Origin of the sequence: uncultured Selenomonas sp., assembly GCF_963528755.1 — a bacterium.
Classification (GTDB): domain Bacteria; phylum Bacillota; class Negativicutes; order Selenomonadales; family Selenomonadaceae; genus Selenomonas.
Genome location: NZ_CAURXA010000003.1, coordinates 103,618 through 126,572 on the forward strand (window position 1 = coordinate 103,618; position 22,955 = coordinate 126,572).

Below are 22,955 nucleotides of genomic sequence, written 5' to 3' on the forward strand. Positions count from 1 at the left end.
ATTTCCCGAGTATAGGGAATCCCTCCTGTTGTAGTTCTTCTACAACAGGAGGGATTTTTGTCCGTATTTTGGGGTGCAGTCCGGTTTCCCTCGCTGCCTTCCGGCAATACAAATCTATTCGACAGCCTTCAGCACATAAATGCGCGACTCAAAATCCACTGTCAATCCGTTCTCCGCAATCGGTTCGCCCGCCGTGCCGTCCGTCGTGATAAGCCCGTAGTTCATCAGCTCATCGCCGTAGCAGCGCACACCGCTGCGGCGATTTTCATAGAGGACATCCGGCAGGAGTCCCGCAAGCTTCACGCGCTCGAAGCGATAATTCACGCGATTCAGTGTGCGATACCAGCCGACAATCGCCGTCTTCCGATCCGCACTCACGCTCATCCACGCCATGACATTATTTTCAAAGGGGCTTTGCAGGCGATAGAACGTCCCGTACTGGAAGATTTCCCGATACTCCTTCATAAAGGAAACCTGTTCTTTGACCTCCGCAATCTCCTCTTCCGTCAGTTTGTTCAAATCAAGCTCATAGCCGAACGTCCCGAAGTATGCCGTATTCGCACGCGTGTGCAGCGGCGTCATGCGGTTCATCTGATGGTTCGGCACGACGGAGACATGGCTTCCCATACTGCTCACAGGATAGCACATGGATGTGCCGTACTGGATCTTCTGCCGCTCGGCGGCATCCGAATTATCGCTCGTCCACGCCTGCGGCGCATAGTAAAGCATACCAGGGTCAAAGCGGCTGCCGCCCGAAGCGCAGGACTCGAAGAGCACATGCGGGAATTTCGCGATCAGGCGTTCGTAGAGCTCGTAAAGGCCGAGGATATAGCGATGGAACACCTCGCCCTGCTGATCTGCGGGCAGCGTGTGCGACCAGCATTCCGTGATGCTGCGGTTCATGTCCCATTTCACATAGGAGACCTTTCCGCTTGCGAGAATCGCCTCCATCTGCCCATAGATGTTGTCGACCACTTCTTGGCGCGAGAAGTCGAGCACACACTGCGAGCGCCCGAGCGACTTGCGCCGTCCCGGTACGGAAAGCACCCAGTCGGGATGCGCACGATAGAGGTCAGAGTCCTCATTGACCATCTCAAGCTCGACCCAGATGCCGAACTTCATGCCGCGCGCCTCAATCTTCTCCGCAAGTCCGTCGATGCCGTTCGGCAAACGGTCGCGGTTTACCGTCCAGTCACCCAGCCCCGCATAGTCGGACGTGCGCGCACCGAACCAGCCATCGTCGAGAACGAAGAGCTCGATGCCGCACTCCGCCGCCTTGTCCGCTATCTTGAGCAGCTTCTCCTCCGTAAAGTCAAAATACGTCGCTTCCCAGTTGTTGATGAGAATCGGACGCACCTTTTCGCGCCACGGCCCGCGCGCCAACCGCTTCTGATAGAGACGGTGATACGTCTGACTCATGCCGTTGAGTCCCGCATCCGTCCAGACGAGAACCGCCTCGGGCGTCTGGAACTCTGCGCCCGGCACAAGTTTCCAGTCAAAATCCGTGCTGTGGATACCCGCCTGCAGACGTGTCACGCCGTGGTTGTCGGCCTCGGCAAGCATCTCGAAATTCCCGCTGTAGACGAGACTCATCGCCAACACCTCACCGCATGTTTCCGTCGTCCCGCGGCGCAGGAGCGCTGCAAAAGGATTGTACTGCCCGGAAGAGTGCCCGCGGCGGCTGCCAATCGCCGTGATGCCCGTTGTGAGCGGACGAATCTCAATATGACGCTCGCGTGACCAAGCCCCCGTCAGTTCCAGCCAATCGTACTGTGTATCGGGCAAGTCAATCGACATGCTCATGACCTTCTGCAAATGCAGCACTTCCGTGCCCTCATTGATGTAACGCACACTGCGCGCAATGGCACCGCCCTCGGCAAATATGGTATAGAGAAGCTCGGCACGCAGTCCCGTCAATTCGTCCTTCACCTCGACGATGAGCGTCTTTGCCTCCGTCTCCGCCTCCGTATATGTCGCGGGCAGCCCTGCGAGTTTCGGCTTACCGTCCATGATGCGATAGCCTGCATACTGCAGATCGAGGATACGGCTGCCGTTTTCCTGAAGAACGTTCAGCGCAGGGCGGCGGAAATCCGATGAGCCGTACGTCGGCAATTCCTGGCGAATCGCATCCAGCGAGTAACTGCGCGTATCCGCAAAGACACATGCCGTCATGCCGCGGTGCACGCGCTCGAAGATGTGCTCAAAACCCTCACGGTCGCGAAGCGCCTTGCCGTAATAGAGCGAACCCAACCCGCCATGGGGCAGCACCATGAAGATGTAACTCACGGAATCGTTGAAGAGATGAAAAACCTTGCCCTTCTCATGATAAACGATGTTCATGCAATTTCCCCCTTCACTTGCAGCCTTTTCCATGCAAGTCCCCCGCATTTCAACTTTCTTCCACGCGAAACCCTGTCGTCCCGCGCTCAACCACAGTATTGGCAAGCACGACGTTCTCTGTCACGCCATCCTCGATCTTTGCCAGCATGAGGCGCGCCGCCTCCCGCCCGAGATCGCCCATGTGCTGGTCGACGGTCGTAAGGTTGGGCGCAGTATATCGGCTGAGTGCCGTATTGTCATAGCCGATCAACGAGATATCCTGCGGCACGCGCCGCCCCATGCGCTGACAGGCATTCAGCGCCCCCATCGCCATGAGATCGTTGCAGCAGAAGATTGCCGTCGGCGCAAACCCCAGCATCATGTCCATCAGGATGAACATCGTGTTCTCGACGGTCTCGATGCGATTGCCCTCGCCGATATTGACAATATCCTCTTCATGGAATGTCCCGCGCTCTTGCATGACGGAACGGTAAACTTTCTCCTTGATGCGGTAGGAATCACTGTTTTCCCCCTGCACGAAGAGGATGCGTTCGTGCCCGTAGCGGAAGAGATGCTCCAGCGCCGCGCGTGTCCCGCCGCTCTGATCACTCGTTACATATGATATGCCCGCGATCTCCCGCGCACTGTTGACAAAGACCAGAGGCAGACGCGCCGCCGTATTTTCGTAGAAGTCCGACACAGCCATCTCGGTATTCGGACTGACATCGATGACGCCCGAAACATTGCGCGTGATGAAATCCCTCACGCACTCTTCCTCGCGCGCCGCATCGTTCTGTGCACACGCGAGGAGCAGGGAGTACGAGCTCTGCCGCAGATGCTCCTCGATTCCGTCGAGCACCTCGACAAAGAACATATTGTCAAAGCTCGGTACGACGACGCCGATGCTCGATGAGCGCTGCATGTTCAGCTCACGTGCCTGCAAATTCGGCACATACTCCAGTTTCTTGATGGCATCCTCCACCTTGAGCCGTGTCTTTTCACGCACGGGATAATTTCCGTTCACCACGCGCGAGACCGTCGCCACCGAAACGCCGGATTCCTTTGCCACATCGATGATCGTCGCCTTCATCTCATTCTCCTCTGCTCCCTCATACTCCCGATTTCAAACGTCCTTTATCCTGTCGATCCAGCGATCGAACGCCGCCATCCCCGCCGCATCGCGCTTGAAAACGCCCGCGTTCGTGAGCACCCGTAAAAACACGGCGCCGATCTCATCGCGCAGGATTTCATCTGCATTCGCCTCCGTCACTGCGGGATGCGACGCGCGTACCGAGCGATACCAGTCCGCGTGCTTTTCAATGTCCGCGATGCCGGAGATGTCCTCCGTTCCCTTCAAGAGTTCCGTGCGCACCTGTTCCATCTCTGATTTAAGCCGCGCGGGCAGGATTGCCAGCCCCAGCACCTCGATCAGGCCGATGTTCTCCTTCTTGATGTGGTGCACATCGGCATGCGGATGGAACAACCCGAGCGGATGCTCCTCCGTCGTGCGATTGTTGCGGAAGACGAGATCGAACTCAAAATCCTTGCCGCGCCGCCGCGCAATCGGCGTGATCGTGTTGTGCGGCGCATCCGTCTCCGCCAGAATCTCCACCGAAGCGTCGCTGTATGTGCGCCACGCGGCGAGAATCTTCGTTGCAAGGTCGATGAGAGCTCCCTTGTCGGATGACGTGAGGCGCAGGGTCGACATCGGCCATTTCACGCGCCCCGCGCGGATATTCGGATAGTTCGCAAAGCGGTATTCCTGCTCCACCGCCGCGCGTTCCATGGCAAACGTATAGCGCCCGCCCTGGTAGTGGTCGTGCGAGAGGATCGAGCCGCCGACGATCGGCAGATCAGCATTCGAGCCCGCGAAATAATGCGGAAAAAGCTCCAGGAACGCCGCAAGATTTTCAAACGTCTCGCGCGAAATCACCATCGGCACATGCTCGTTGTTCAGCACAATGCAGTGCTCGTTGTAGTAGGTGTAGGGCGAATACTGCAAAAACCACGAACGCCCCGCAAGATCGAGCGGAATGAGGCGATGCGTCTCGCGCGCAGGGTGATTCACGCGCCCCGCGTAGCCCTCATTCTCGCGGCAGAGCAGACATTTCGGATAGGCGGAAGACCGCGCGAGTTTTGCCTTTGCGATGTCGCGCGGATCCTTCTCCGGCTTCGAGAGATTGATCGTCACATCGAGAGCGCCGTACTCCGTCGCCGTCTGCCACGCAATATTCTTGTCGATGCGCGCCTTGCGGATGTAGTTCGAGGCGATGCTCAGGTCATAATAGTAATCCGTCGCCTCACGCGGCGATGCCGCATAAAGGGCGCGAAACTGACGCACGACCTCGGACGGACGCGGCATCACGCAGTCCATGATGCGCGTATCAAAGAGATCGCGCTCATCCGTCGTGCCCTCGATCAGCCCCTTCCCCGCCGCATAATCGAGCATGCGCTCCAAGATGGGCGTCGCCGTCTCAAGTGTTTCATCCACCTGCTCCGGAACATATTCTTCCACACCGAGCACGTCGAGCAGACGATTCGCGGCATAGACTTCATCCTCCGGCGCAATCAGCCCCTTCTGACGGGCAAAGTGCAGGAGGCGGCATATTTCATGCTGCATATCACACATGATAACCCCTCCTGCACCTAGTCCTCATAGCCATGCGGATGATGTTCATGCCAGCGCCACGCCGTGCCGATGACCTGCTCCACATCTGTGAACTGCGGTTTCCAGCCGAGCACGGAACGCGCCTTCTCACTGGACGCGATGAGCTGCGCCGGGTCGCCCGCGCGCCGTGCGCCAATCTCCACCTTGATGGAGCGTCCCGTCGCCTTTTCCGCTGCCGCAATCATCTCCTTGACCGAGAAGCCCTGCCCGTTGCCGAGGTTGAAGATGTCGCTCGCACCGCCCTTTCGCAGATATTCGAGCGCCAGCACATGGGCGTCCGCGAGATCGACAACGTGGATGTAGTCGCGCAGGCAGGTCCCATCCGGCGTCGGATAATCATCTCCGAACACCGTGATATGGTCACGCCGCCCCGTCGGCACTTGCAGGATCAGCGGAATGAGATGCGTCTCCGTCGCGTGATCCTCGCCGATCGAGCCGTCCGGCAGCGCCCCCGCCGCATTGAAGTAGCGCAGAGACACATAGCGCACGCCGTTGGCGCGGCTCACCCACTTCATCATCTTCTCCATCGTGAGCTTCGTCTCGCCATAGGTGTTCGTCGGGCATGTCTCATCGTCCTCGTGAATCGGCACGCGCTTCGGCTCGCCGTAGACCGCCGCCGTCGAAGAGAATACGATCTTGTCGACGCCATGACGCACCATCGCCTCAAGGAGCACCTGCATCCCGTAGACATTGTTGTTGAAGTAGAGCAGGGGCTTTTCCATGCTCTCGCCGACGAGAGAATTCGCCGCAAAGTGGATGACCGCCTCGACCTTGTTTTCGGTAAAAATCTTGTCGAGAACCGAAGCATCGCGAATGTCGCCCTCATAAAACTTCGCCTTCGGATTCAGTGCGCCGCGGTGTCCCGTCTGCAGATTGTCGACAATGACAACCTGCTCGCCCTTTTCGATGAGCGCGTGCACGGCATGAGAGCCAATGTAGCCCGCGCCTCCGCATACCAATATCGCCATGTGAGTTCTCCTTTCGCTCCGCTCTTACAGACGGTGTGCGCCGTCCGCAATATTCGCCACATAGAAGCTCGGCGCATAGCCGATCTTCGCCGTATATGCCTCTGCAACATTCTTCTCAAATGCAGGGATCGCCTCGTCGCGCACAATGCTGACCGTGCAGCCTGCAAAGCCGCCTCCCGTCATGCGCGAGCCGAGCACTCCCTCCTGCTGCCACGCGAGTTCCGCGAGCGTATCCAGCTCGGGCCCCGTCACCTCGTAATCGTCGCGCAGGGAAACGTGGGAATCGTTCATCAGTGCGCCAAACCGCTTCACATCGTTCTGCTCAAGCGCCTCCACTGCCTCAAGTGTGCGGCGGTTCTCGTAAACCGCGTGGCGCGCACGTCTGCGCTCGACCTCATCCTCGATGACGGCGGCATTCTCATCGAACTCTGCATTCGTCAGTTCGCCGAGCGTTTTGATCGCCTTGACCTTCTGCAGAGCTTTCAGCGCCGCCTCGCTCTGCATGCGCCGCTCGTTGTATGCAGAAGAAACGAGGCTGTGCGCCTTGTTCGTATTCGTGATGACGATGCTGCACCCCTTGAGATCGAGCTTGCTGTAGCGGTACTCAAGCGTATTGCAATCGAGCAGGATCGCGCAGTCCTTCTTGCCCATGCCGACGGCAAACTGATCCATGATGCCGCAGTTCATGCCGACGAATTCATTCTCCGCCTTTTGCGCGAGCTTTACAATTTCCACCATGTCGATGCCGAGACCAAGCTCCTCGTTCAGAATGACCCCCATCAAGACCTCGATGGAAGCGGAAGAAGAAAGCCCCGCGCCATTGGGCAGCGTCCCATAGACGAGGATGTCGAAACCGTGCGCTGCAGGATGTCCCGCATCCTCCATCATGCGCACGACGCCGATGGGATAGTTGGCCCAGCCATAGGCCGCGCTCTTCACCGCACCGTGCATGGGGAACTCCACCACGCCCTGCTCCTCTGCATTCATCGAGTAGAGGCGCGACACATCATCCGCACGCGGCGCAGCGAGCGCATACGTGCCGAGCGAGATCGCACACGGAAAGACGTGCCCGCCGTTGTAGTCCGTATGCTCGCCGATGAGATTCACACGCCCCGGCGAGAAATACGCATGCGTTTCAGCCGCACCGAATTTCTCACGAAATACTTTTTTCATCTCATCCAAGATTGCCATTGGCTCCTCCTCCATATATCTTCATTTGTCCGTCTATATTTTGGCTCGTATGAAAGTAAACGTTTTCTTTTCCCGCTTCCTATTTTATCCTCTTTCGCAAAGAAACGCAAGCGTTTTCCGAAATTTTCATAGGTTCAGCAAAAGACGGATGCCCCCGCCGTCAAATCCCCTTCATCGTGAACGAGAGCCTTCTCTTCCCATTCGGATAGGTATACTCCGCAAGCACGGGTGCGCCCCAGCTGTCGTCGCCGCCCACGCCGCACATGCCCGCCGACGCACGCAGATATGTATGCTGCGGACGCGGCAAATCGTACGCATGGCGCGCATTCTCCAATTCGTGCGGACTGTACGGGAGCGCCGATGCCTCAAACGGCACATCTGCCGCTAAACGGATTCCGTGACCGCCATGATCCGTGACCTCGATCCAGCGCACGCCGCAGTGATTGCCCGTCTCCTGCGGACGCAGATACGGCTCGACCTCGTCCGCCGCCGTGCTCTCATAGACGCCGAGACGTGCGCCGTAACAGCGGTCGATGTAGTTTTCCTTCGGCCCATAGCCATAGAAGCGAATGCGATCATAGTCCGCATCTAGCGTAAAGATCATGGCAAAGTCGGGCATCTCGGGCATCCCCGCCGTCTCATACTCCATCGTGACGCCAACTTCCCCGCTCGCCTCCGCCGTATAGGAGACCACGCACGCAGCAGCAGGCTCCGTGGCAAGCGCATAAGTAAAGCGCACGGTGACGCGCTTGGCATGCCGCTCATCACGTCTGCCGAAGAAACCGTTCACCGTCTCGAAATCTTCGCCGTCCACGCTGTACTCGATGCGCGTGCAGCGGCGGTAGAGGCTCGCGAGCTTCCACTGCGCCGTATTCGCCATGCGCCCGCTGCCGTAGTCATTGTCGATCGGCGCACGCCAGAAGCTCGGCTGCGGCAGCTCCTCGATCAGCTCCCGTCCGCCATGGCGATAGGAGACGAGATTGCCCTGCGCGCTTGAGAACATGAGGGAAAAGCCCTCCCCCTGCACGCCGAGGTTGATATCTCCCTGCACCACGCGCAGGCTGCCCGACGCCTCCAACGGCATATAAGCAGGAGCGGCGACGCCAAAGCCAAGGACATCCAAAAGGCGTGTTCCTGCATCCTCAGGCGGCACGACGACTGCTTGCCCGAAGGAGATCTCATGGCCTGCAGGCGCCCATATTTCCTCCTCTTTGACAAGGAGCGATGCCGTCAGCACATACTCGCCTTCGCCTGCGTAAGGCAGCCTATTCTTGATGAAGCGTGTTTCTCCCGGCGGCACATCATGCTCCCCTGCATACGCCTGCCAGATCTCGCGCCCGTCAAGGAGGAGCGAGAGCCACAGATCATAGTCGCCCGCATCCGAAAAGAGGCTCTTGTTTTCAATCTCTACGCCGTTCCATGAAGGACGGAGCGTGAAATTCTGATAGTTGTACTTCACCTCCTGCAGCTTTGCCGTCGGGCGACGATCGGCAAAGAAGATGCCGTTGCCGCTGAAGTTGTAGTCCGACGGACGATCGCCGAAGTCGCCGCCGTAGAGGAATACATCCTCGCCATAACGCCCGCGCCTACGGATCGCCTGATCGCCGAAATCCCAGATGAAGCCTCCCTGATAGAGCGGCTCGCGCTCCGTCAGCTCCGTGTACTTGTGCATGCCGCCGCAGCTATTGCCCATCGCATGCGTATACTCGCAGCAAATGAAGGGCTTGTCGCGGTGCTCCTTGAGGAACGCTTCGATGTCCGCCGCCTTCGTATACATCTGACTCTCCATATCGCTCGTCGCCGGATAGCTGCGATCCCAGAAAATCCCCTCGTAATGCACGAGGCGCGTGGGATCGACGCGGCGGAAGTACTCGCTCATCTCGTAGATGATGCGGCCGCCGCAGGACTCGTTGCCGCACGACCAGATGAGGATGCACGGGTGATTCTTGTCGCGCTCGTACATCGACTGCGCGCGGTCGAGCACGGCGGGCAGCCACTCCTCGCTGTCGCCGGGAACGGTATGCGCGTCCTTCACACACGCGCCGTTCTTCATCCATGTGCCGTGCGTCTCAAGGTTCGTCTCATCGATCACATAAAAGCCATAAATATCTGCCAGCTCGTAGAGACGACTGCTGTTCGGATAGTGCGACGTGCGAATCGCATTGACGTTCGCACGCTTCAGCGCGATGAGATCCTGCTCGAAGAGCGCGGGATCCATCGCCCGCCCATGATCGGAGTCAAACTCGTGACGGTTGACTCCCTTGAACACGATGCGCTTGCCGTTGATCTGCATGACTCCGTCCCGGATGCAGAACTCACGGAAACCGACGCGCACGCGCACGATCTCCTGCAAAACCCCCGCCGCATCACGCACGCGGATCATAAGATGGTAGAGCCATGGGTGCTCCGCGCTCCAAAGAAGCACGCAGGCAGCCTCCATCGAGCACGCATGGCTCTTTGCCGTGATGACCGCCTTTTCCCCCTCTACGCAATCTCCTTCCGGATCGCAGAGCAGGATCTCGACATGCTTTTCTGCCGCATCGCCGAATGTGAGGTGCACATCAAGCTTTCCGTGCGTATAGCCATCCCGCTCAAACGGCACGGCACGAACGGCAACATCCTCGATGTGATGCTGCGGTTTCGTGTAGAGAAGGACGTCGCGATAGATGCCCGAAAAGCGCCAGAAGTCCTGATCCTCAAGCCAGCTCGCGCTCGCATAGCGGAAGACCATCGCTGCCAGCTTGTTCTCCCCCGTCACGAGATACGGCGTCAGGTCGAAGTCTGCAGGCGTGCAGCTGTCTTCACTGTAGCCGACGAAATGACCGTTGAGGAAGAGTGCGAGCGCCGCATCCACGCCGCCAAAGGAGATATAGACGCGCTCCCAATCCTCGGGCACGGCAAAATACTTCACATAGCAGCCGACGGGATTATCGCGCACGGGAATCTCGCCCGGCACGATGCTCTCATGCCCGTCCCACGGGTACGTCGTATTCGTGTAATGCGGCGCTCCGTACCCCTCCATCTGGATATGCGCCGGCACACGGATCGTCTCCCAATCGCGGCAGTCATAATCCGCCGCCTCGAATCCCTGCGGGATGTGCTCGGTGTTTCGCGCATAGGCGAAATGCCAAATGCCGTCGAGCGTGCGGTAAAATGAGGACACGCCGCGCGCAAGCTCCGCTTCGTCGCGATAGAAGACGTGGTCGCTGTGCGCAGGCAGACGGTTCTCTGCGAAGTAGCACGGATCTTTCAATTTCTCAAAGTCGAATGCAGCCATGTGAAACCTCCGATCTTGTAAAGGAAGCACGGATAAATGCAGCCACCCGTCTTATCAGCGCTTCCGAAAGAAAGCGGCCGCCGCCGACCGCTTTCCCATCTCCTAAAATAGAATCACTTGTTCATTTCATCCCATTTCTCTTCGAGTTCTTCCACGATGCGCGCGTGCTCCGCCTCCGTGAGCGTCACCTTCGCACGGTAGAGAATCGTGCCGAGCAGGATGAGGGCAAACGGCGCAGCGAACATCACGAGCTTGAAGTGAAAGAGATTCTCCGGAGCAATCGTCTCCGCTGTCGCACCGCTCGTCATGCCGACCCAGATCGCGGTAAGGCCGATCATGCCGCTCGCAATCGCACCTGCGAGCTTGTCCACCAGCGGACGCACGCAGAGAACAAGCGCCTCGTCGCGATGCCCGAGCTTCAGCTGCCCGTACTCGACCGTATCCGTAATCGTCATGAGCACGACGAGGAAGATCAGCGGCTGCGGCAGGGAGAACAGACCTGCGGCAAAGAGCGTCATGACGACGCTCGTGCCCGCCATCGCGTAAAGAACAATGCCGGCGAGCATCACGGCGACCGAGCCGAAGAAGAGCCTGCGACGGCTGAACTTCTCCGTCAGCGTCGGGAAAAGCGCCACAGCGAGCAGACCGATGATGACGTTGATCACGCCGAGGAACGAAAACTGCTTTGCATCGCCAAGCACATAGATGAAATAGTAGAGGTTGAAATTGTTGATGATATTCTGCCCAAGAACGAAAACAAGATACGCAATCGCGATCCAGAGCAGCTGATCGTTCTTGATAAGCACGGAGAACACGTCCTTGAACGAAGTCTCCGTCTTGTTCTCGCGCAATGCGGAATCCTCTTCCTTCGTGCCAAGGCCGAGGATGATCGCCCCGAGGGTCGCGATGCCGCCGCCGATGACGGCAAACGCAAACCAGCCCGCAGAGTCTCCCGCGCCGCCATTTTCATTCAGTGAGAAGTACAGGACAACGGGCATGACGATAGCCGTCACCAACTGACCGCCGAACACCGAGCCGATACGCGCATAAGTCGCTGTCACCTCACGCTCGCGCGAGTCGAACGAGAGGGCGGGAATCATCGACCAGATCGCAACGTCCTTTGCCGAGTAGAACACATCCATGATGAGATAGAGCAATGCGAAGAGGACGAGGTAGAGCATCGGATTCGACACTGTCAGCCCGCCCATATCCGTAAAGAGGATCGCAAGGGAAATCGCCGCGACAAACGCACCCACAATCACCCAAGGTTTGAACTTGCCCCAGCGCGTCTTCGTCTTGTCAATCGTATTGCCGATGAACGGATCGAGGAAGAGCTCGCCCACGCGCAAGACGAGGATGATCGTCGTCACAATGCCGATCATATAAGCATCGTGTTCGTGGTTTTCGGAGTGAAACAGATTGCTCGTGACAAAGATCATGAAATACGTCGCGAGCATGGCATAGAACACATCATGTCCGAAGGTGCCGCAGGAATACGCAATACGCGGCCAGAATTTGCTCTTTTTGTCCGACATGGGAAGCCCTCCTCAGCCTTTGACCGTGCGGATGTAGGCGATGATGCCGTCCGCAATCTTTCCGAGCGGTTCTTTACTCGTATTCACAACGAGATCATAGTGCGTTCCGTCGCCCCACTTGCGCCCCGTATAGTAGTCATAGTAGCGCGCGCGTTTCTCGTTCTCGCGATTCAGCTCCTTGAGCGTCTTGCCCTCGTAGACCGTGCGCCCGCGCTCCTCGCGGTAGTCGTCGTCCGCACAAACGAAGACGGAAAATACATCGTCGCGCTTTCGGAGCGCATAGTCCGCGCAGCGTCCGAGGAAGATGCAGGGACCGTCGGCGGCGAGCTTGCGCACAACGTTCGACTCCGCCATAAACATCCCCTGGCTCGACTCCCCCATCGCCATGCCGAATGAGTGAAACGGGATGAAGCGCGAGGACAGTGGCTTCACTGTATTCTCAAACTCAAGCAGCTCCTTCTCATTCAGATCGTTGATGCCAAGCTTCGCCGCGGCAAGATGCACGATCTGACGATCGTAGAGATGGACGCCCAACTTCTCCGCGAGCAGCCCGGCAAGCTCCCGTCCGCCGCAGCCATATTGGCGGCTGATGGTGAGAATGAATTTCTTCTCCTCCATGTGACTTCCTCCTTCATCATTGGGAAACGGCTATGCGTCTCCCGTAAACAAACCTTGAAAATAATAGGAGCGGGGAATATAGTAAACGTTTTCTTTCTTACGTTTTCTATTATACTCTACAGGTTTCAGAAAAGCAAACGTTTTCTTTTTGAAATGCAAAACTTTTTTCTCTATAAGAATGCGAACGTTCCTGATGATTATTCATCCGCGAGCGTCCCCTGCCGTATGCGGCCAATCTCGCTCTAGGATTATAGACTTAATCGCAAGCATAAAAGAAGGAGGAGACCATCGCCTCCTCCCCCTTTTACGCTTACGTCTACCAGCAGGTACTCCTCGCCAATCTCGCTCACTCACTCAAGTAATACTCGATATGCACCTCGGCGCTCGTCTCCAACATGCCCGGTGCAATCGGCGTCGGAGCTGCATCGGCGGCCATGAGCATCTTCGCGCCCGCGCTGCGCTCAGCGAACGGATAGGTGTTCTCCGAGACGGCCTTCAGTCCGACGACGCGCCTGCCCAAAGCGGCGGCAAGCTCGTCCGCCTTTTTTCGTGCGTCATTGACAGCAGCAGTCAAGGCAATCTTGCGAACCTTGTCCGCATTCTTCACGCCGAAATCCAGCGAAGATATGCTGTTCGCACCATTCTTGAGCGCGAGGTCGATGACACGGCTGACATCAGCGAGATCATCGATGCGCACCGTCACATTGTTCTCCGCGCGATAGCCCGTGATCTCATTCTCGCGCGTCTCGCGTTCATAAAGCGGCTGGAAGTAGTAGCCGCGTGTCTGGATGTTCGCCTCGGGGATGCCGGCTGCGACAAGCGCCTGCTGCACCGCCTGCGCCTTCTTTGCATTCTCCTCCTGCGCCGTCTTCGCGTCCGCTGCCTGCGTGACGACGCCGACCGAGATCGTCGCGCAGTCGGGCGCCGCCTCCGCCCTGCCCGTGCCGTCGACCATGAGGACGGGCGGCTCTGAAGTCTGCGGTGCTGCTGCCTCTGCCGCCTGCGGTGCGCACAGGAAGAGTCCCGTTGCGATTGCAGCGAGGATGGATTTCATCTTGTTCATCTCGATCTCTCCTTTTCTTTCCTAAATAGAAAATTTTCACTCGGTGTGTTTCCCCTCTGTGGATATGTCCATTATAGCATGACTCCTCAGGAATACGAGTTAGAACTCTCTCACCCCCGTATGTGGTTTGCACATCGCCTGCATTGCTGATATACTACAACAAGAAACTAGAATAGACACAAAAAGAGCATCGGGAGGAATCATCTTGAGCAATCGTATACGCACGCGCTTCGCGCCCAGTCCCACGGGCTACATGCACATCGGCAATCTGCGCACAGCGCTTTACGGCTATCTCTTCGCGAAGTCCCAGGGCGGCGACTTCATCCTGCGCATCGAGGACACGGATCAGGAGCGCTTCGTCGAAGGCGCACGCGAGGTCATCAACGAGAGTCTTGCCGCCGCACACATCATCGCCGATGAAAGCCCTGAAAAGGGTGGCGCTTTCGGCCCCTATGTGCAGAGCGAGCGCAAGGCGATCTACAAGGAATATGCCGAAAAACTCGTCGCCAGCGGCCACGCCTATCGCTGCTTCTGCTCGGCGAAAGATCATGCGCACGAGCCGGAATCCGAAAAGTTCGGCGGCTATGACCGCCACTGCCGCGACCTCGCCCCCGAGGAAATCGAGCGCCAGCTTGCGGCGGGAACGCCCTACGTCATCCGCCAGAAGATGCCGCTCACCGGCTCGACGACGTACCGCGATCTGATCCTCGGCAGCATCACGATCGAGAACAGCGAACTCGAAGACCAGATTCTCTTGAAGAGCGACGGCATGCCGACGTACAACTTCGCCAACGTCGTAGACGATCACCTCATGGAGATCACGCACGTCATCCGCGGCAACGAGTACATCACTTCGACGCCCAAGCATGTGCTGCTCTACGAATTCTTCGGCTGGCAGCTGCCCGAGTTCATCCACCTGCCGCCCGTCATGGGAAAGAGCGAAGACGGCACCGTGTCGAAGCTCTCGAAGCGTCACGGCGCAGCGAGTTTCGGCCAGCTTCTCGACAAAGGCTACCTCGCCGAAGCCGTCACGAACTATGTCGCGCTCCTCGGCTGGTCGCCCAAGGACACGAATCAGGAAATCTTCACGATGGAAGAGCTCATCGGGGCGTTCTCCCTAGACGGCATCAGCAAGTCGCCCGCCATCTTCGACTACAAGAAGCTCGACTGGATGAACGGCGAATACTTCAAGTCGATGGAGTCCGACGCCTTCGCCAAACTCGCGCGTCCCTTCGCCGGCGACCTACCAGCAGAACTTGCCGAGAAGTGGGACTACGCCGCCGAAGTCCTGCGCCCGCGCCTCAGCCGCCTCGGCGAAATCAAAGAGCAGATCCATTTCCTCATCGAGATGCCCGACTACGACCTCGACTGCTACACGAACAAGCGCAACAAGACGAACCCGGAAAAGGCGCGCACTCTCCTTCCCGAAGCGCTGCCGATGCTCGAAAGCATAGAGCCGTGGACTCCCGACGCCATCAACGCGGCGCTCGACGCCTTCGCAGAACAGCGCGGCGAAAAGAAGGGCGCCGTCATGTGGCCGCTTCGCATCGCCGTCTCAGGGCAGAAAGTCACGCCGGGCGGCCTCACGGAAGTACTCTTCCTGCTCGGCAAAAAAAATTCTCTCGATCGTCTCAAAAAAAGTCTTGCCAAACTGCAGAATATGTAATATAATAAGTCGTGTTCATGCGGCTCCTTCGTCAAGTGGTTAAGACACCGCCCTCTCACGGCGGGTTCATGGGTTCGAATCCCATAGGAGTCACCAAGAATTTTCAGGGCTGAAGCCATTGGCTTCAGCCCTTTTTACTGACCTATCCAAGAAGCAAGCCCAACGGGCGCAGCTGATTGGCAAATAGGTCGTATGCGAAAACGTCCCGTAAGTCAAGCCCAAAGGGCGCAGACGAACGGCTGACGTTGACCGCTGCTGACTTGTCCGTAAAGCGAACCCCGAAGGGGTGAAGCTGAACGGGTAACAAGTCGTATGCGAAAACGTCCCAAGAACGCGAGCCAACGGCGAAGCGTGATTGGTCGACGTTGACCGCTGCTGACCTATCCAAGAAGCAAGCCCAACGGGCGCAGCTGATTGGCAAATAGGTCGTATGCGAAAACGTCCCGTAAGTCAAGCCCAAAGGGCGCAGACGAACGGCTGACGTTGACCGCTGCTGACTTGTCCGTAAAGCGAACCCCGAAGGGGTGAAGCTGAACGGGTAACAAGTCGTATGCGAAAACGTCCCGTAAGTCAAGCCCAAAGGGCGCAAACGAACGGCTGACGTTGACCGCACCTTCTCTTTTTCCCCAGAATATGGTATACTTTGCTCGTTGCCGCCTCCAGACTGGCACAGGAAGGAGGTGCATGTAGAATATGGAAAATGTCACTACTAACTTCCTTATCTCCGTCGCGGCAGGAATAGTCTGCCACTATCTCTGCAGATGGCTTGACGAGAGAGAAACCGGCAACAAGCCTGAGCGTTAGTCCCTGCTCGCATCATGGGAACAGGAAAGCCCCCCAAGCTGTAACCTCGGGGGGCTTTCCGCATGTAGAAATGGTGTCACCACTACTTTCCTGCCGCACTCAGTATAGCACATTTACCCAGTGATATGCAAGTCATTCCTCAATGGCAGCCTCGGTCCTTCCATCGCGCCACCATTTCCCTTGCTGCACCTTCCGCATCTGCCGCCGCTGCCACGGCGGAGATCACGAAGAAGCCGGCGGCGCCCGCCGCTTTGACAGCGGGAAGATCCGCCGCCTTAACGCCACCGCCGACGATCACGGGCACGGGACTCTTTTGGGCGAAGGCGGCGATTTCCGCCAGGCTGCGCGTACGGAAGCTGCCGTCTGCCTCGATGCCGGCATCGGGCTTTGACGCCGTCGCGTGCAAAGGACCTGTGCCGATGTAGTCGGCAGCCGCCAAATCCTCAGGCGCAAGCCGAGGAAGATCCTGCGGATGCGCCGACAGGCCGACGATCGCCGCTTCCCCGAGAAGGCGGCGGCAAATATGCGCGGGCACGTCCTTCTGCCCCACATGCACGCCCGCGACGGCGACGCCCATCTCCCGCGCCGCGAGCGCGACGTCGAGCCGATCGTCGACGAGAAGCGGCACGCTTGCTGCCGCGCCGGCCGCCTCGATCGCCCGCGCCGCCTCGCCGAGCAGCGCGATCTGCTCGCGTGCGCTCTCCTCCTTCGCGCGAAGCTGCACCGCCGTGAAGCCCGCGCACACCGCCGCCTTGACGATCTCGCCGACGCGCCGCCCCTTCGTATCACGAGGCCCGATGACGAGATACGCCGTGACCGCGAGATGCGAGCGCAAAGTCATATCGCTCACGGAAAAGCCCATAGGAGCGCCTCCCATCCCTTATCCATACAAAAAGAGAGCCTTTCGGCTCTCTCTTCCTTACTCCGCAGTGAACGGCAAAAGCGCAATGTTGCGCGCGCGCTTGATCGCAAGCGTCACCTGGCGCTGATGCTTCGCGCAGTTGCCCGAAATGCGGCGCGGCAGGATCTTGCCGCGCTCCGTGATGAAACGGCGCAGCTTCGCGACATCCTTATAGTCGATGACATCCACCTTGTCCACGCAGAACGTGCAAACCTTGCGGCGCGAACGTCTGCCTCTGTCACGTCTGATCAAATCAATTCCCTCCCCTGTTTAGAATGGGATCTCCTCATCGGGTATGGAAGGGCCGAAGGACTCCTGTCCGGCAGGCGGCTGATGGCTCGGCGCACTGCTCTGCATCGGTGTGCCCGGCGCACCCGCGCCCTGCGGACGCGAGCCGGCGAACTCGATGTCGTTTGCGACGACTTCCGTCACATAGCGCTTCGAGCCGTCCTGTGCATCGTAGCTTCTCGCCTGCAGACGCCCCTCGACGAGGATGCGGCTGCCTTTCGTCAGATAGTTACCGCAGAACTCCGCGAGCTTCTCCCATGCGACGATGGAAATGAAGTCTGCCGACGGCTGCTGCCCGTCGTTCGCCTTGCCGAAGCGGCGGTTCACGGCGAGCGAAAACGAAGCGACCGCCTTGCCGCTCTGCGTGTAGCGCACCTCGGGATCGCGGGCGAGATTTCCGGTCAAAAGCACCTTGTTCATGGCATTTCCTCCCTCAGCTTACTCTGCCTCGCCGGCTTCCGTCTCGGCCTCAGCCTTCTCGCCGGCCGCGATGAGCTCCTCCGCGCGCACGATCATGTGCTTCAGAAGATCGTCGGTGATCTTCATGACGCGGTCACACTCCTTCATGCAGGCAGGCTCAGCCGTGACATTGAGCAAGCAGTAGTAGCCGTCCGTGTAATCCTTGATCTCATACGCCAGACGCTTCTTGCCCCAACGGTCTTCCTTGTCGATCGTGCCGCCGTTCGTCTGAATCAGCTTGACGAACTTCTCAATAACAGCGTTCGTCGCTTCCTCCTCCATCGGCTTCACGATAAAGATAACCTCGTATTTTCTCACAAAAACACCTCCTCTATGGTCTGTGGCTCCCTCGGGAGCAGGGAAGGCTCAAACTAAAATATTCGAACCAACTGTCCTGTGACTGAATGATTATATCATAAGAAAAGCCTTGGGGCAAGGAGAAATTCCCATTTGACAAAGCGCGGCACCTCCTCTATATTTGATGTAGCAGATATTCAGAAGAGGAGGTGCGTCATGAAGCATCATTACAGCACGATCAACGGCATCGTCACAACATTTTCCGATATACACCAATCCGCTCAAAAGGGCGAAAGCATCTTGGTCTATATGGAGCGTGCAGCAGAAAACGGCTTTGATACGGCAGAAATCCTGCTGCCAAGCATCTCGTTCGTAAGCTACAGCGGCTTTAGCGAGGACGAGCGCACCGAGCTGCTCAATTTCGTTCAGCGAAACAGCGCTCTAATCTGGGAGATCGCACGCGAGGATGGTGAAATCATTGCCGACGTGGGGTGAGTTATTCGGTTACCGTCTCTTTTTCTGGTCAAACGAAAATGACGAACCTGTACACATACATGTTTGTAAAGGTGTACCAACACCAAACGCCACAAAAATTTGGATTCCGCCAACGGGCAATCCCATCGTTGCACATAATCACAGCGGCATTCCGACAAAAGATTTGAACCGTCTGCTCAAAGGCATCGCAGCGAACAAAGAGAGCATCGTCTACAGCTGGTACCAGCATTTTGGTCGCTTGTGAGCAATCCAGATACTAAAGAAATTCCTCCCACCTTTCGATATACTCAATGAAACGGTATATTTTCTCGTGAAGAATCAATGCTATCTTACATTCTCGAAAGGAGCTGGTCATCATGCCAACGATATATTCCATGACGCAAGCGAACTACGGCATGTACCGCTTTGCACAGAAGAGCGGCTACTCGCTTTTCGGCGGAATGGGCACTGCGGGCAATTCGCTTTTTGGAACGCAGTCCTCCCGCGCTTCCAAGGGGCTTTCCTCGCTCTTAAACTCGCAGGGCTTCGGCTCGAACGCCTACGCCCTGATGAACCTCAAGGCGAACACGCGCGCCGTACTGAAGTCTTACCACGAAGCCTCCGACGGCTTCTACAAAACGTTCGATACGGCGATGAACTCTCTTTCCAAGACATCTGCGGCACTGAAGAACACGAACTTCAACGTCACGGGCGCGACCGAAGCGGACACGAAGAAGAACACGGAAGCCGCGATCAAGAACGTCAAAGATTTCGTCTCGGATTACAACGACACGATCAAGATGTTCGGCGACTACTCCGACGTCTCAAGTCGTGCTTCGGGCATGGAAAAGCTCTTCGGCGACGCTTCATACAAGGCGGACACCCTGCGCCAAGTCGGCATAACGGTGAACTCGTCGTCGGGCACGCTCTCCGTCAATGACGCGGCGCTGACGAAGGCGCTCAAGGAAGAGCCGAACCGCGTCGAGAACATCCTTGGCAAAAACGGCCTTGCGGGTGCGACAGAAAAGAAGGTCGACTTCGCCAAGACGCAGCGTGACAAGATCTTCCCGTCGGCGCAGCAGATGCTCGGCCCCAACTACCAGCGCGCGCTCGCCTATACATCGGCAGGCTCCTTGACGAGCATGAATTCCTATGCCAATGTCGGAACGCTGCTGTCGATGTTCTTCTGAAGCCTCTCTTAATACAAAACGATACCAAAAACGGCCGGAGCTTTTGAGTTCCGACCGTTTTTTACTATGAAATTCCAAGAAGTCACGCTTATGCTGTTATTTCATCAGATCTCCTCCTGCGGTTTCGAGAATCTTATCCGACGTGCCCACCATATCGTTCGGCAGCCATACGCCCTTAGAGCTGTCATAGGTGCATTCCACCTGGATCGTCTTCGTGCCCTTCGGTTGGAGTCCCTCGATCGCCTTGGCAAAGTTCTTCATAAACGCGTCCATGAGCGTATCCAGCTCAGCATCTTTCGCAGCGCCCGCCTGCGTCTCTTCCGCAATCTTATCCATATCTATCGAACTTGCGTCGATCGTATCGATCGTCAGTTCGACCTTCGCCTTGTCGTCCTTCTTTTCCAGCGTCTTTGCCTTCACATTGCATTTTTTCAATGCATTGAGGCAAGCCTCGCCGATCTGCTGCGCTTGATCGTTCGTGAAAAGCCCGCCTGAAGCAGCCTTAAAGGCCGTGACGAAGGATTTCATGAAGGCACCGCGGACTTCTCCTTCCTTGATGCCGAACTTCTCCATGCCGGCCTTGTCTTCCTGGAGGAGCGCCTTGCCGAGGGATTCCATGCTGACTTCCGGCTCTTCCTTCTGTCCGCAGCCTGCGATGAGAAGGGTGACGAGAAGGACGCCGAGGAGGGCGGTGAAGGACTTCCAAACGGATTTTTTCATATCTTGCGTTCTCCTTTCGTTGACAAAAACATAGCGGGGAAAAGCCTTGCCTTCCCCCGCCGCAAAACAAACCTCACTTCATTTCCACGAGGGGTTTGCCCGTCATTTCGGGCGGAATTTCGAGCCCTGCGAGCGTCAAGAGCGTCGGTGCGATATCGCATAGTGCACCGTTATGCGCCTTCTTCACGCGGTCGGACACGCATATAAACGGCACGGGATTCGTAGTATGCGCTGTGAAGGGCTGCCCCGTCGCGTGGTCAACCATGCGGTCAGCGTTGCCGTGATCGGCGATGATGCAAACCTCGCCACCCATCTTCTGCGCCGCTTCGACGAAGCGGCCGACGCAGGCATCGACCGTCTCGACCGCCTTGACGGCGGCTTCCATGACGCCCGTATGACCGACCATGTCGCCGTTCGCATAGTTCAGAATGATGAAGTCGTACTTGCCCGACTCAATAGCAGCGACGACCTTGTCTGTGACTTCGAGCGCACTCATCTCGGGCTGCAGATCGTATGTCGCCACCTTCGGCGAGGGCACGAGGATGCGGTCCTCACCCTTGTACGGCTCTTCGACGCCGCCGTTGAAGAAGAACGTGACATGCGCGTACTTCTCCGTCTCGGCGATGCGAAGCTGTGTCAAGCCCTTCTGCTCGATGATCGAGCCGAGCGTGTTCTTGATGCTCTCGGGCGGATAGGCGATTTCAACGTTCATGCCTTCCTCGTACTGCGTCATAGTCGTGAACGCGAGATCAAGCCCTTCGACGCGCGGGAATCCGTCGAATTTCGTGTCGGTGAAGGCATGCGTGAGTTCTCTCGCGCGGTCGGGGCGGAAGTTGAAGAATATGACGCCGTCACCCTTCTTCATGCCCGCATAGCCGCCGATGGCGGCAGGAACGACGAACTCATCCGTCACCTTCTCCGCATACGAGGCCTCGATGGCTTCCTTCGCCGTCGCTTTCTTCACGCCGTCTCCCTTGGCGATGGCGTCATACGCCTTCTCGACGCGCTCCCAGCGCTTGTCGCGATCCATGGCGTAGTAACGTCCCGCGATCGTCGCGATCTCGCCGACGCCGATCTCGCGGCATTTCTCTTCGAGTTCGGCAAGATAGCCCGCCGCGCTCGTCGGAGGCACGTCGCGGCCGTCGAGGAAGGCATGCACATAGACCTTCTCGATACCGTTCCGCTTCGCCATTTCAAGAAGCCCGTAGAGGTGCTTTTCGTGGCTGTGCACGCCGCCCGGCGAAACGAGGCCGAGGAGGTGCAGTGCGCCGCCCGACTTCTTCGCACCCGCGATGGCATGGAGCAGCGCCTTGTTCTCGAAGAACGTACCGTCGGCGATCGCCTTCGTGATGCGCGTGAGCTCCTGGTAGATGATGCGTCCTGCGCCGATGTTCGTATGCCCGACCTCGGAGTTGCCCATCTGCCCGTCAGGCAGGCCGACGTACTCACCCGATGCCTGCAGCTGGGCATGCGGGTATTTTGCCGTGAGGCCGTCCAAGACAGGCGTCTTTCCAACGGCGATGGCGTTCGTCGGGTCTTTCGGGTCGCCGATTCCCCAGCCATCCATGATGATGAGCGCGACCGGTGCATGTTTCAAAGTTGCCATAGATCTACCCCTTTCCTATGGAGTATGTTGCAAATATTGCAGGAAGCCGCCCATAGAGGCTGCTCCCCAAAAGGAGCGGCATCGCGTCTGCAGTGCCGCTCAAAAGGTTTCCTTCTCGTCAGAACTTCACGATCTCGCTGAAGTCCTTCGCCTTGAGCGACGCGCCGCCGACAAGAGCGCCGTCGACGTTCGGCTTCTCCATGAGTCCTGCGATCGTTGCGGGCTTGACGCTGCCGCCGTACTGGATGCGGATGGCATCTGCCGCCGCCTGGTTGAATACCTCGGCAACCGTCGCGCGAATGGCGGCGCAGACTTCCTCCGCCTGCTCAAAGGTCGCCGTCTTGCCCGTGCCGATCGCCCAGATCGGCTCGTAGGCGATGACGAGATGAGCGACCTCATCGGCAGAGAAGCCGTCGAGTGCCGCCTTGATCTGCTTCGTCACGAAGTCGATGTAGGTGTTCGCCTCGCGGATTTCAAGTGGTTCTCCGCAGCAGATGATCGGCGTGATGCCCGCCGCATAGGCAGCCTTGGCACGCTTGTTGACACCCTCGTCCGTCTCGCCGAAGTACTCGCGGCGTTCGGAGTGGCCGAGCACGCAGTAGTCGACACCGATCTCCTTGAGCATCGCCGTCGAAATCTCGCCCGTATAGGCGCCGCTCTTCTCCCAATGTACGTTCTGTGCGCCGATGTGGATGTTCGAGCCTTTGACGGCTTCTGCCACAGCGGCGAGCGCCGTCGCCGTCGGGCAAGCAACGACGTCGACGTCCTTTGCATCCTTCACGAGCGGCATAAGCTCCTTGACGAGCGCTACACCCTCGGCGATCGTATTGTTCATCTTCCAGTTGCCTGCAATGATGGGCCTTCTTGCCATAAAATCTTCCTCCTCGTATGGAACATCGGGAGCACGTCAA

Annotated in this window: 20 protein-coding genes and 1 tRNA gene; 5 read left to right on the forward strand and 16 right to left on the reverse strand. The window is 57.8% G+C overall.

The features are described from left to right. Window positions 1-114: 114 nt before the first annotated feature. From RWS31_RS04450 to RWS31_RS04490, 9 genes are all read right to left on the reverse strand, one after another. Window positions 115-2,340 (reverse strand): alpha-galactosidase, encoded by a 2,226-nt coding sequence (locus tag RWS31_RS04450; protein ID WP_314596413.1) that lies wholly within the window; start codon window positions 2,338-2,340, stop codon window positions 115-117. Window positions 2,341-2,389: 49 nt separating this feature from the next. Continuing rightward, a complete protein-coding gene (locus RWS31_RS04455) occupies window positions 2,390-3,409 on the reverse strand; it encodes a LacI family DNA-binding transcriptional regulator (RefSeq protein WP_314596414.1) in 1,020 nt (339 codons plus the stop codon). A 33-nt stretch (window positions 3,410-3,442) separates the two neighbouring features. Continuing rightward, window positions 3,443-4,948: a UDP-glucose--hexose-1-phosphate uridylyltransferase gene (locus RWS31_RS04460; protein WP_314596415.1), complete on the reverse strand. Its 1,506-nt coding sequence runs from the start codon at window positions 4,946-4,948 to the stop codon at window positions 3,443-3,445. A gap of 17 nt (window positions 4,949-4,965) precedes the next feature. Then, window positions 4,966-5,955 (reverse strand): UDP-glucose 4-epimerase GalE, encoded by a 990-nt coding sequence (gene galE / locus RWS31_RS04465; protein WP_006190744.1) that lies wholly within the window; start codon window positions 5,953-5,955, stop codon window positions 4,966-4,968. Window positions 5,956-5,979: 24 nt separating this feature from the next. Beyond that, a complete protein-coding gene (locus RWS31_RS04470) occupies window positions 5,980-7,146 on the reverse strand; it encodes a galactokinase (protein WP_314596416.1) in 1,167 nt (388 codons plus the stop codon). A 160-nt stretch (window positions 7,147-7,306) separates the two neighbouring features. Beyond that, the gene (locus RWS31_RS04475) at window positions 7,307-10,423 is read right to left on the reverse strand and encodes a glycoside hydrolase family 2 TIM barrel-domain containing protein (protein ID WP_314596417.1); all 3,117 of its coding nucleotides are present in this window, start codon (window positions 10,421-10,423) and stop codon (window positions 7,307-7,309) included. A 113-nt stretch (window positions 10,424-10,536) separates the two neighbouring features. Next, complete coding sequence (locus RWS31_RS04480; protein WP_314596418.1) at window positions 10,537-11,958, reverse strand: glycoside-pentoside-hexuronide (GPH):cation symporter; 1,422 nt, start codon at window positions 11,956-11,958, stop codon at window positions 10,537-10,539. A 12-nt stretch (window positions 11,959-11,970) separates the two neighbouring features. Beyond that, window positions 11,971-12,576: an AAA family ATPase gene (locus RWS31_RS04485; protein ID WP_009646647.1), complete on the reverse strand. Its 606-nt coding sequence runs from the start codon at window positions 12,574-12,576 to the stop codon at window positions 11,971-11,973. Between the two features lie 346 nt (window positions 12,577-12,922). Continuing rightward, window positions 12,923-13,639: an SIMPL domain-containing protein gene (locus RWS31_RS04490; RefSeq protein WP_314596419.1), complete on the reverse strand. Its 717-nt coding sequence runs from the start codon at window positions 13,637-13,639 to the stop codon at window positions 12,923-12,925. 205 nt (window positions 13,640-13,844) lie between these two features. On the opposite strand from RWS31_RS04490, the gene gltX reads away from it, so the two are divergent. Together gltX and RWS31_RS04500 are read left to right on the forward strand one after the other, a co-directional pair. Then, window positions 13,845-15,305, forward strand: coding sequence for a glutamate--tRNA ligase (gltX, locus tag RWS31_RS04495; protein ID WP_314596420.1), 1,461 nt, complete (start codon window positions 13,845-13,847; stop codon window positions 15,303-15,305). Between the two features lie 21 nt (window positions 15,306-15,326). Further along, window positions 15,327-15,401 (forward strand) — tRNA-Glu (locus RWS31_RS04500). Between the two features lie 847 nt (window positions 15,402-16,248). On the opposite strand, the gene RWS31_RS04505 is transcribed toward RWS31_RS04500, so the two are convergent. Genes RWS31_RS04505 through rpsF form a run of 4 tightly spaced genes read right to left on the reverse strand, consistent with a single transcriptional unit; the run spans window position 16,249 to window position 18,075 of the window. Beyond that, window positions 16,249-16,971, reverse strand: a complete 723-nt coding sequence (locus RWS31_RS04505; RefSeq protein ID WP_314596421.1) for a thiamine phosphate synthase — start codon at window positions 16,969-16,971, stop codon at window positions 16,249-16,251. Window positions 16,972-17,028: 57 nt separating this feature from the next. Beyond that, window positions 17,029-17,262: a 30S ribosomal protein S18 gene (gene rpsR, locus RWS31_RS04510; protein ID WP_013741033.1), complete on the reverse strand. Its 234-nt coding sequence runs from the start codon at window positions 17,260-17,262 to the stop codon at window positions 17,029-17,031. An 18-nt stretch (window positions 17,263-17,280) separates the two neighbouring features. Continuing rightward, window positions 17,281-17,718, reverse strand: a complete 438-nt coding sequence (locus tag RWS31_RS04515) for a single-stranded DNA-binding protein (protein ID WP_006193907.1) — start codon at window positions 17,716-17,718, stop codon at window positions 17,281-17,283. Window positions 17,719-17,736: 18 nt separating this feature from the next. Then, a complete protein-coding gene (gene rpsF, locus RWS31_RS04520; protein ID WP_314596422.1) occupies window positions 17,737-18,075 on the reverse strand; it encodes a 30S ribosomal protein S6 in 339 nt (112 codons plus the stop codon). Window positions 18,076-18,270: 195 nt separating this feature from the next. Here rpsF and RWS31_RS04525 point away from each other — a divergent pair, with 195 nt between their 5' ends. The 3 genes from RWS31_RS04525 to fliD all read left to right on the forward strand — a co-directional run bounded on the left by RWS31_RS04525 (window position 18,271) and on the right by fliD (window position 19,718). After that, window positions 18,271-18,549 carry a hypothetical protein gene (locus tag RWS31_RS04525; protein ID WP_314596423.1) on the forward strand — a complete coding sequence of 93 codons (279 nt, stop codon included), beginning with the start codon at window positions 18,271-18,273 and terminating at the stop codon, window positions 18,547-18,549. Continuing rightward, on the forward strand, window positions 18,521-18,793 hold the full coding sequence (locus tag RWS31_RS04530) for a DUF4160 domain-containing protein (protein ID WP_009646633.1): 273 nt from the start codon (window positions 18,521-18,523) through the stop codon (window positions 18,791-18,793). Before RWS31_RS04525 ends, RWS31_RS04530 begins: the two co-directional genes overlap by 29 nt. Window positions 18,794-18,905: 112 nt before the next feature. Continuing rightward, a complete protein-coding gene (fliD, locus tag RWS31_RS04535; RefSeq protein WP_314596424.1) occupies window positions 18,906-19,718 on the forward strand; it encodes a flagellar filament capping protein FliD in 813 nt (270 codons plus the stop codon). A gap of 96 nt (window positions 19,719-19,814) precedes the next feature. Here the strand turns inward: fliD and RWS31_RS04540 are convergent, their stop codons facing one another. From RWS31_RS04540 to tpiA, 3 genes are all read right to left on the reverse strand, one after another. Further along, window positions 19,815-20,438: a DUF5105 domain-containing protein gene (locus tag RWS31_RS04540; protein WP_314596425.1), complete on the reverse strand. Its 624-nt coding sequence runs from the start codon at window positions 20,436-20,438 to the stop codon at window positions 19,815-19,817. 73 nt (window positions 20,439-20,511) lie between these two features. After that, the gene (gene gpmI / locus RWS31_RS04545; protein ID WP_314596426.1) at window positions 20,512-22,044 is read right to left on the reverse strand and encodes a 2,3-bisphosphoglycerate-independent phosphoglycerate mutase; all 1,533 of its coding nucleotides are present in this window, start codon (window positions 22,042-22,044) and stop codon (window positions 20,512-20,514) included. A 118-nt stretch (window positions 22,045-22,162) separates the two neighbouring features. Further along, a complete protein-coding gene (tpiA, locus tag RWS31_RS04550; RefSeq protein WP_314596427.1) occupies window positions 22,163-22,915 on the reverse strand; it encodes a triose-phosphate isomerase in 753 nt (250 codons plus the stop codon). Window positions 22,916-22,955 lie beyond the last annotated feature (40 nt).

Excerpts from the sequence above, each read along its gene's own strand:
- RWS31_RS04490 (WP_314596419.1), bottom strand. The coding sequence starts at position 13,639 with ATGAACAAGATGAAATCCATCCTCGCTGCAATCGCAACGGGACTCTTC.
- RWS31_RS04470 (WP_314596416.1), bottom strand. The coding sequence starts at position 7,146 with ATGGCAATCTTGGATGAGATGAAAAAAGTATTTCGTGAGAAATTCGGT.
- gpmI (WP_314596426.1), bottom strand. The coding sequence starts at position 22,044 with ATGGCAACTTTGAAACATGCACCGGTCGCGCTCATCATCATGGATGGC.
- RWS31_RS04515 (WP_006193907.1), bottom strand. The coding sequence starts at position 17,718 with ATGAACAAGGTGCTTTTGACCGGAAATCTCGCCCGCGATCCCGAGGTG.
- RWS31_RS04540 (WP_314596425.1), bottom strand. The coding sequence starts at position 20,438 with ATGAAAAAATCCGTTTGGAAGTCCTTCACCGCCCTCCTCGGCGTCCTT.
- RWS31_RS04505 (WP_314596421.1), bottom strand. The coding sequence starts at position 16,971 with ATGGGCTTTTCCGTGAGCGATATGACTTTGCGCTCGCATCTCGCGGTC.
- RWS31_RS04475 (WP_314596417.1), bottom strand. The coding sequence starts at position 10,423 with ATGGCTGCATTCGACTTTGAGAAATTGAAAGATCCGTGCTACTTCGCA.
- tpiA (WP_314596427.1), bottom strand. The coding sequence starts at position 22,915 with ATGGCAAGAAGGCCCATCATTGCAGGCAACTGGAAGATGAACAATACG.
- RWS31_RS04525 (WP_314596423.1), top strand. The coding sequence starts at position 18,271 with ATGAAGCATCATTACAGCACGATCAACGGCATCGTCACAACATTTTCC.
- RWS31_RS04460 (WP_314596415.1), bottom strand. The coding sequence starts at position 4,948 with ATGTGTGATATGCAGCATGAAATATGCCGCCTCCTGCACTTTGCCCGT.
- RWS31_RS04480 (WP_314596418.1), bottom strand. The coding sequence starts at position 11,958 with ATGTCGGACAAAAAGAGCAAATTCTGGCCGCGTATTGCGTATTCCTGC.
- RWS31_RS04450 (WP_314596413.1), bottom strand. The coding sequence starts at position 2,340 with ATGAACATCGTTTATCATGAGAAGGGCAAGGTTTTTCATCTCTTCAAC.
- RWS31_RS04485 (WP_009646647.1), bottom strand. The coding sequence starts at position 12,576 with ATGGAGGAGAAGAAATTCATTCTCACCATCAGCCGCCAATATGGCTGC.
- galE (WP_006190744.1), bottom strand. The coding sequence starts at position 5,955 with ATGGCGATATTGGTATGCGGAGGCGCGGGCTACATTGGCTCTCATGCC.
- RWS31_RS04455 (WP_314596414.1), bottom strand. The coding sequence starts at position 3,409 with ATGAAGGCGACGATCATCGATGTGGCAAAGGAATCCGGCGTTTCGGTG.
- fliD (WP_314596424.1), top strand. The coding sequence starts at position 18,906 with ATGCCAACGATATATTCCATGACGCAAGCGAACTACGGCATGTACCGC.
- RWS31_RS04530 (WP_009646633.1), top strand. The coding sequence starts at position 18,521 with ATGGTGAAATCATTGCCGACGTGGGGTGAGTTATTCGGTTACCGTCTC.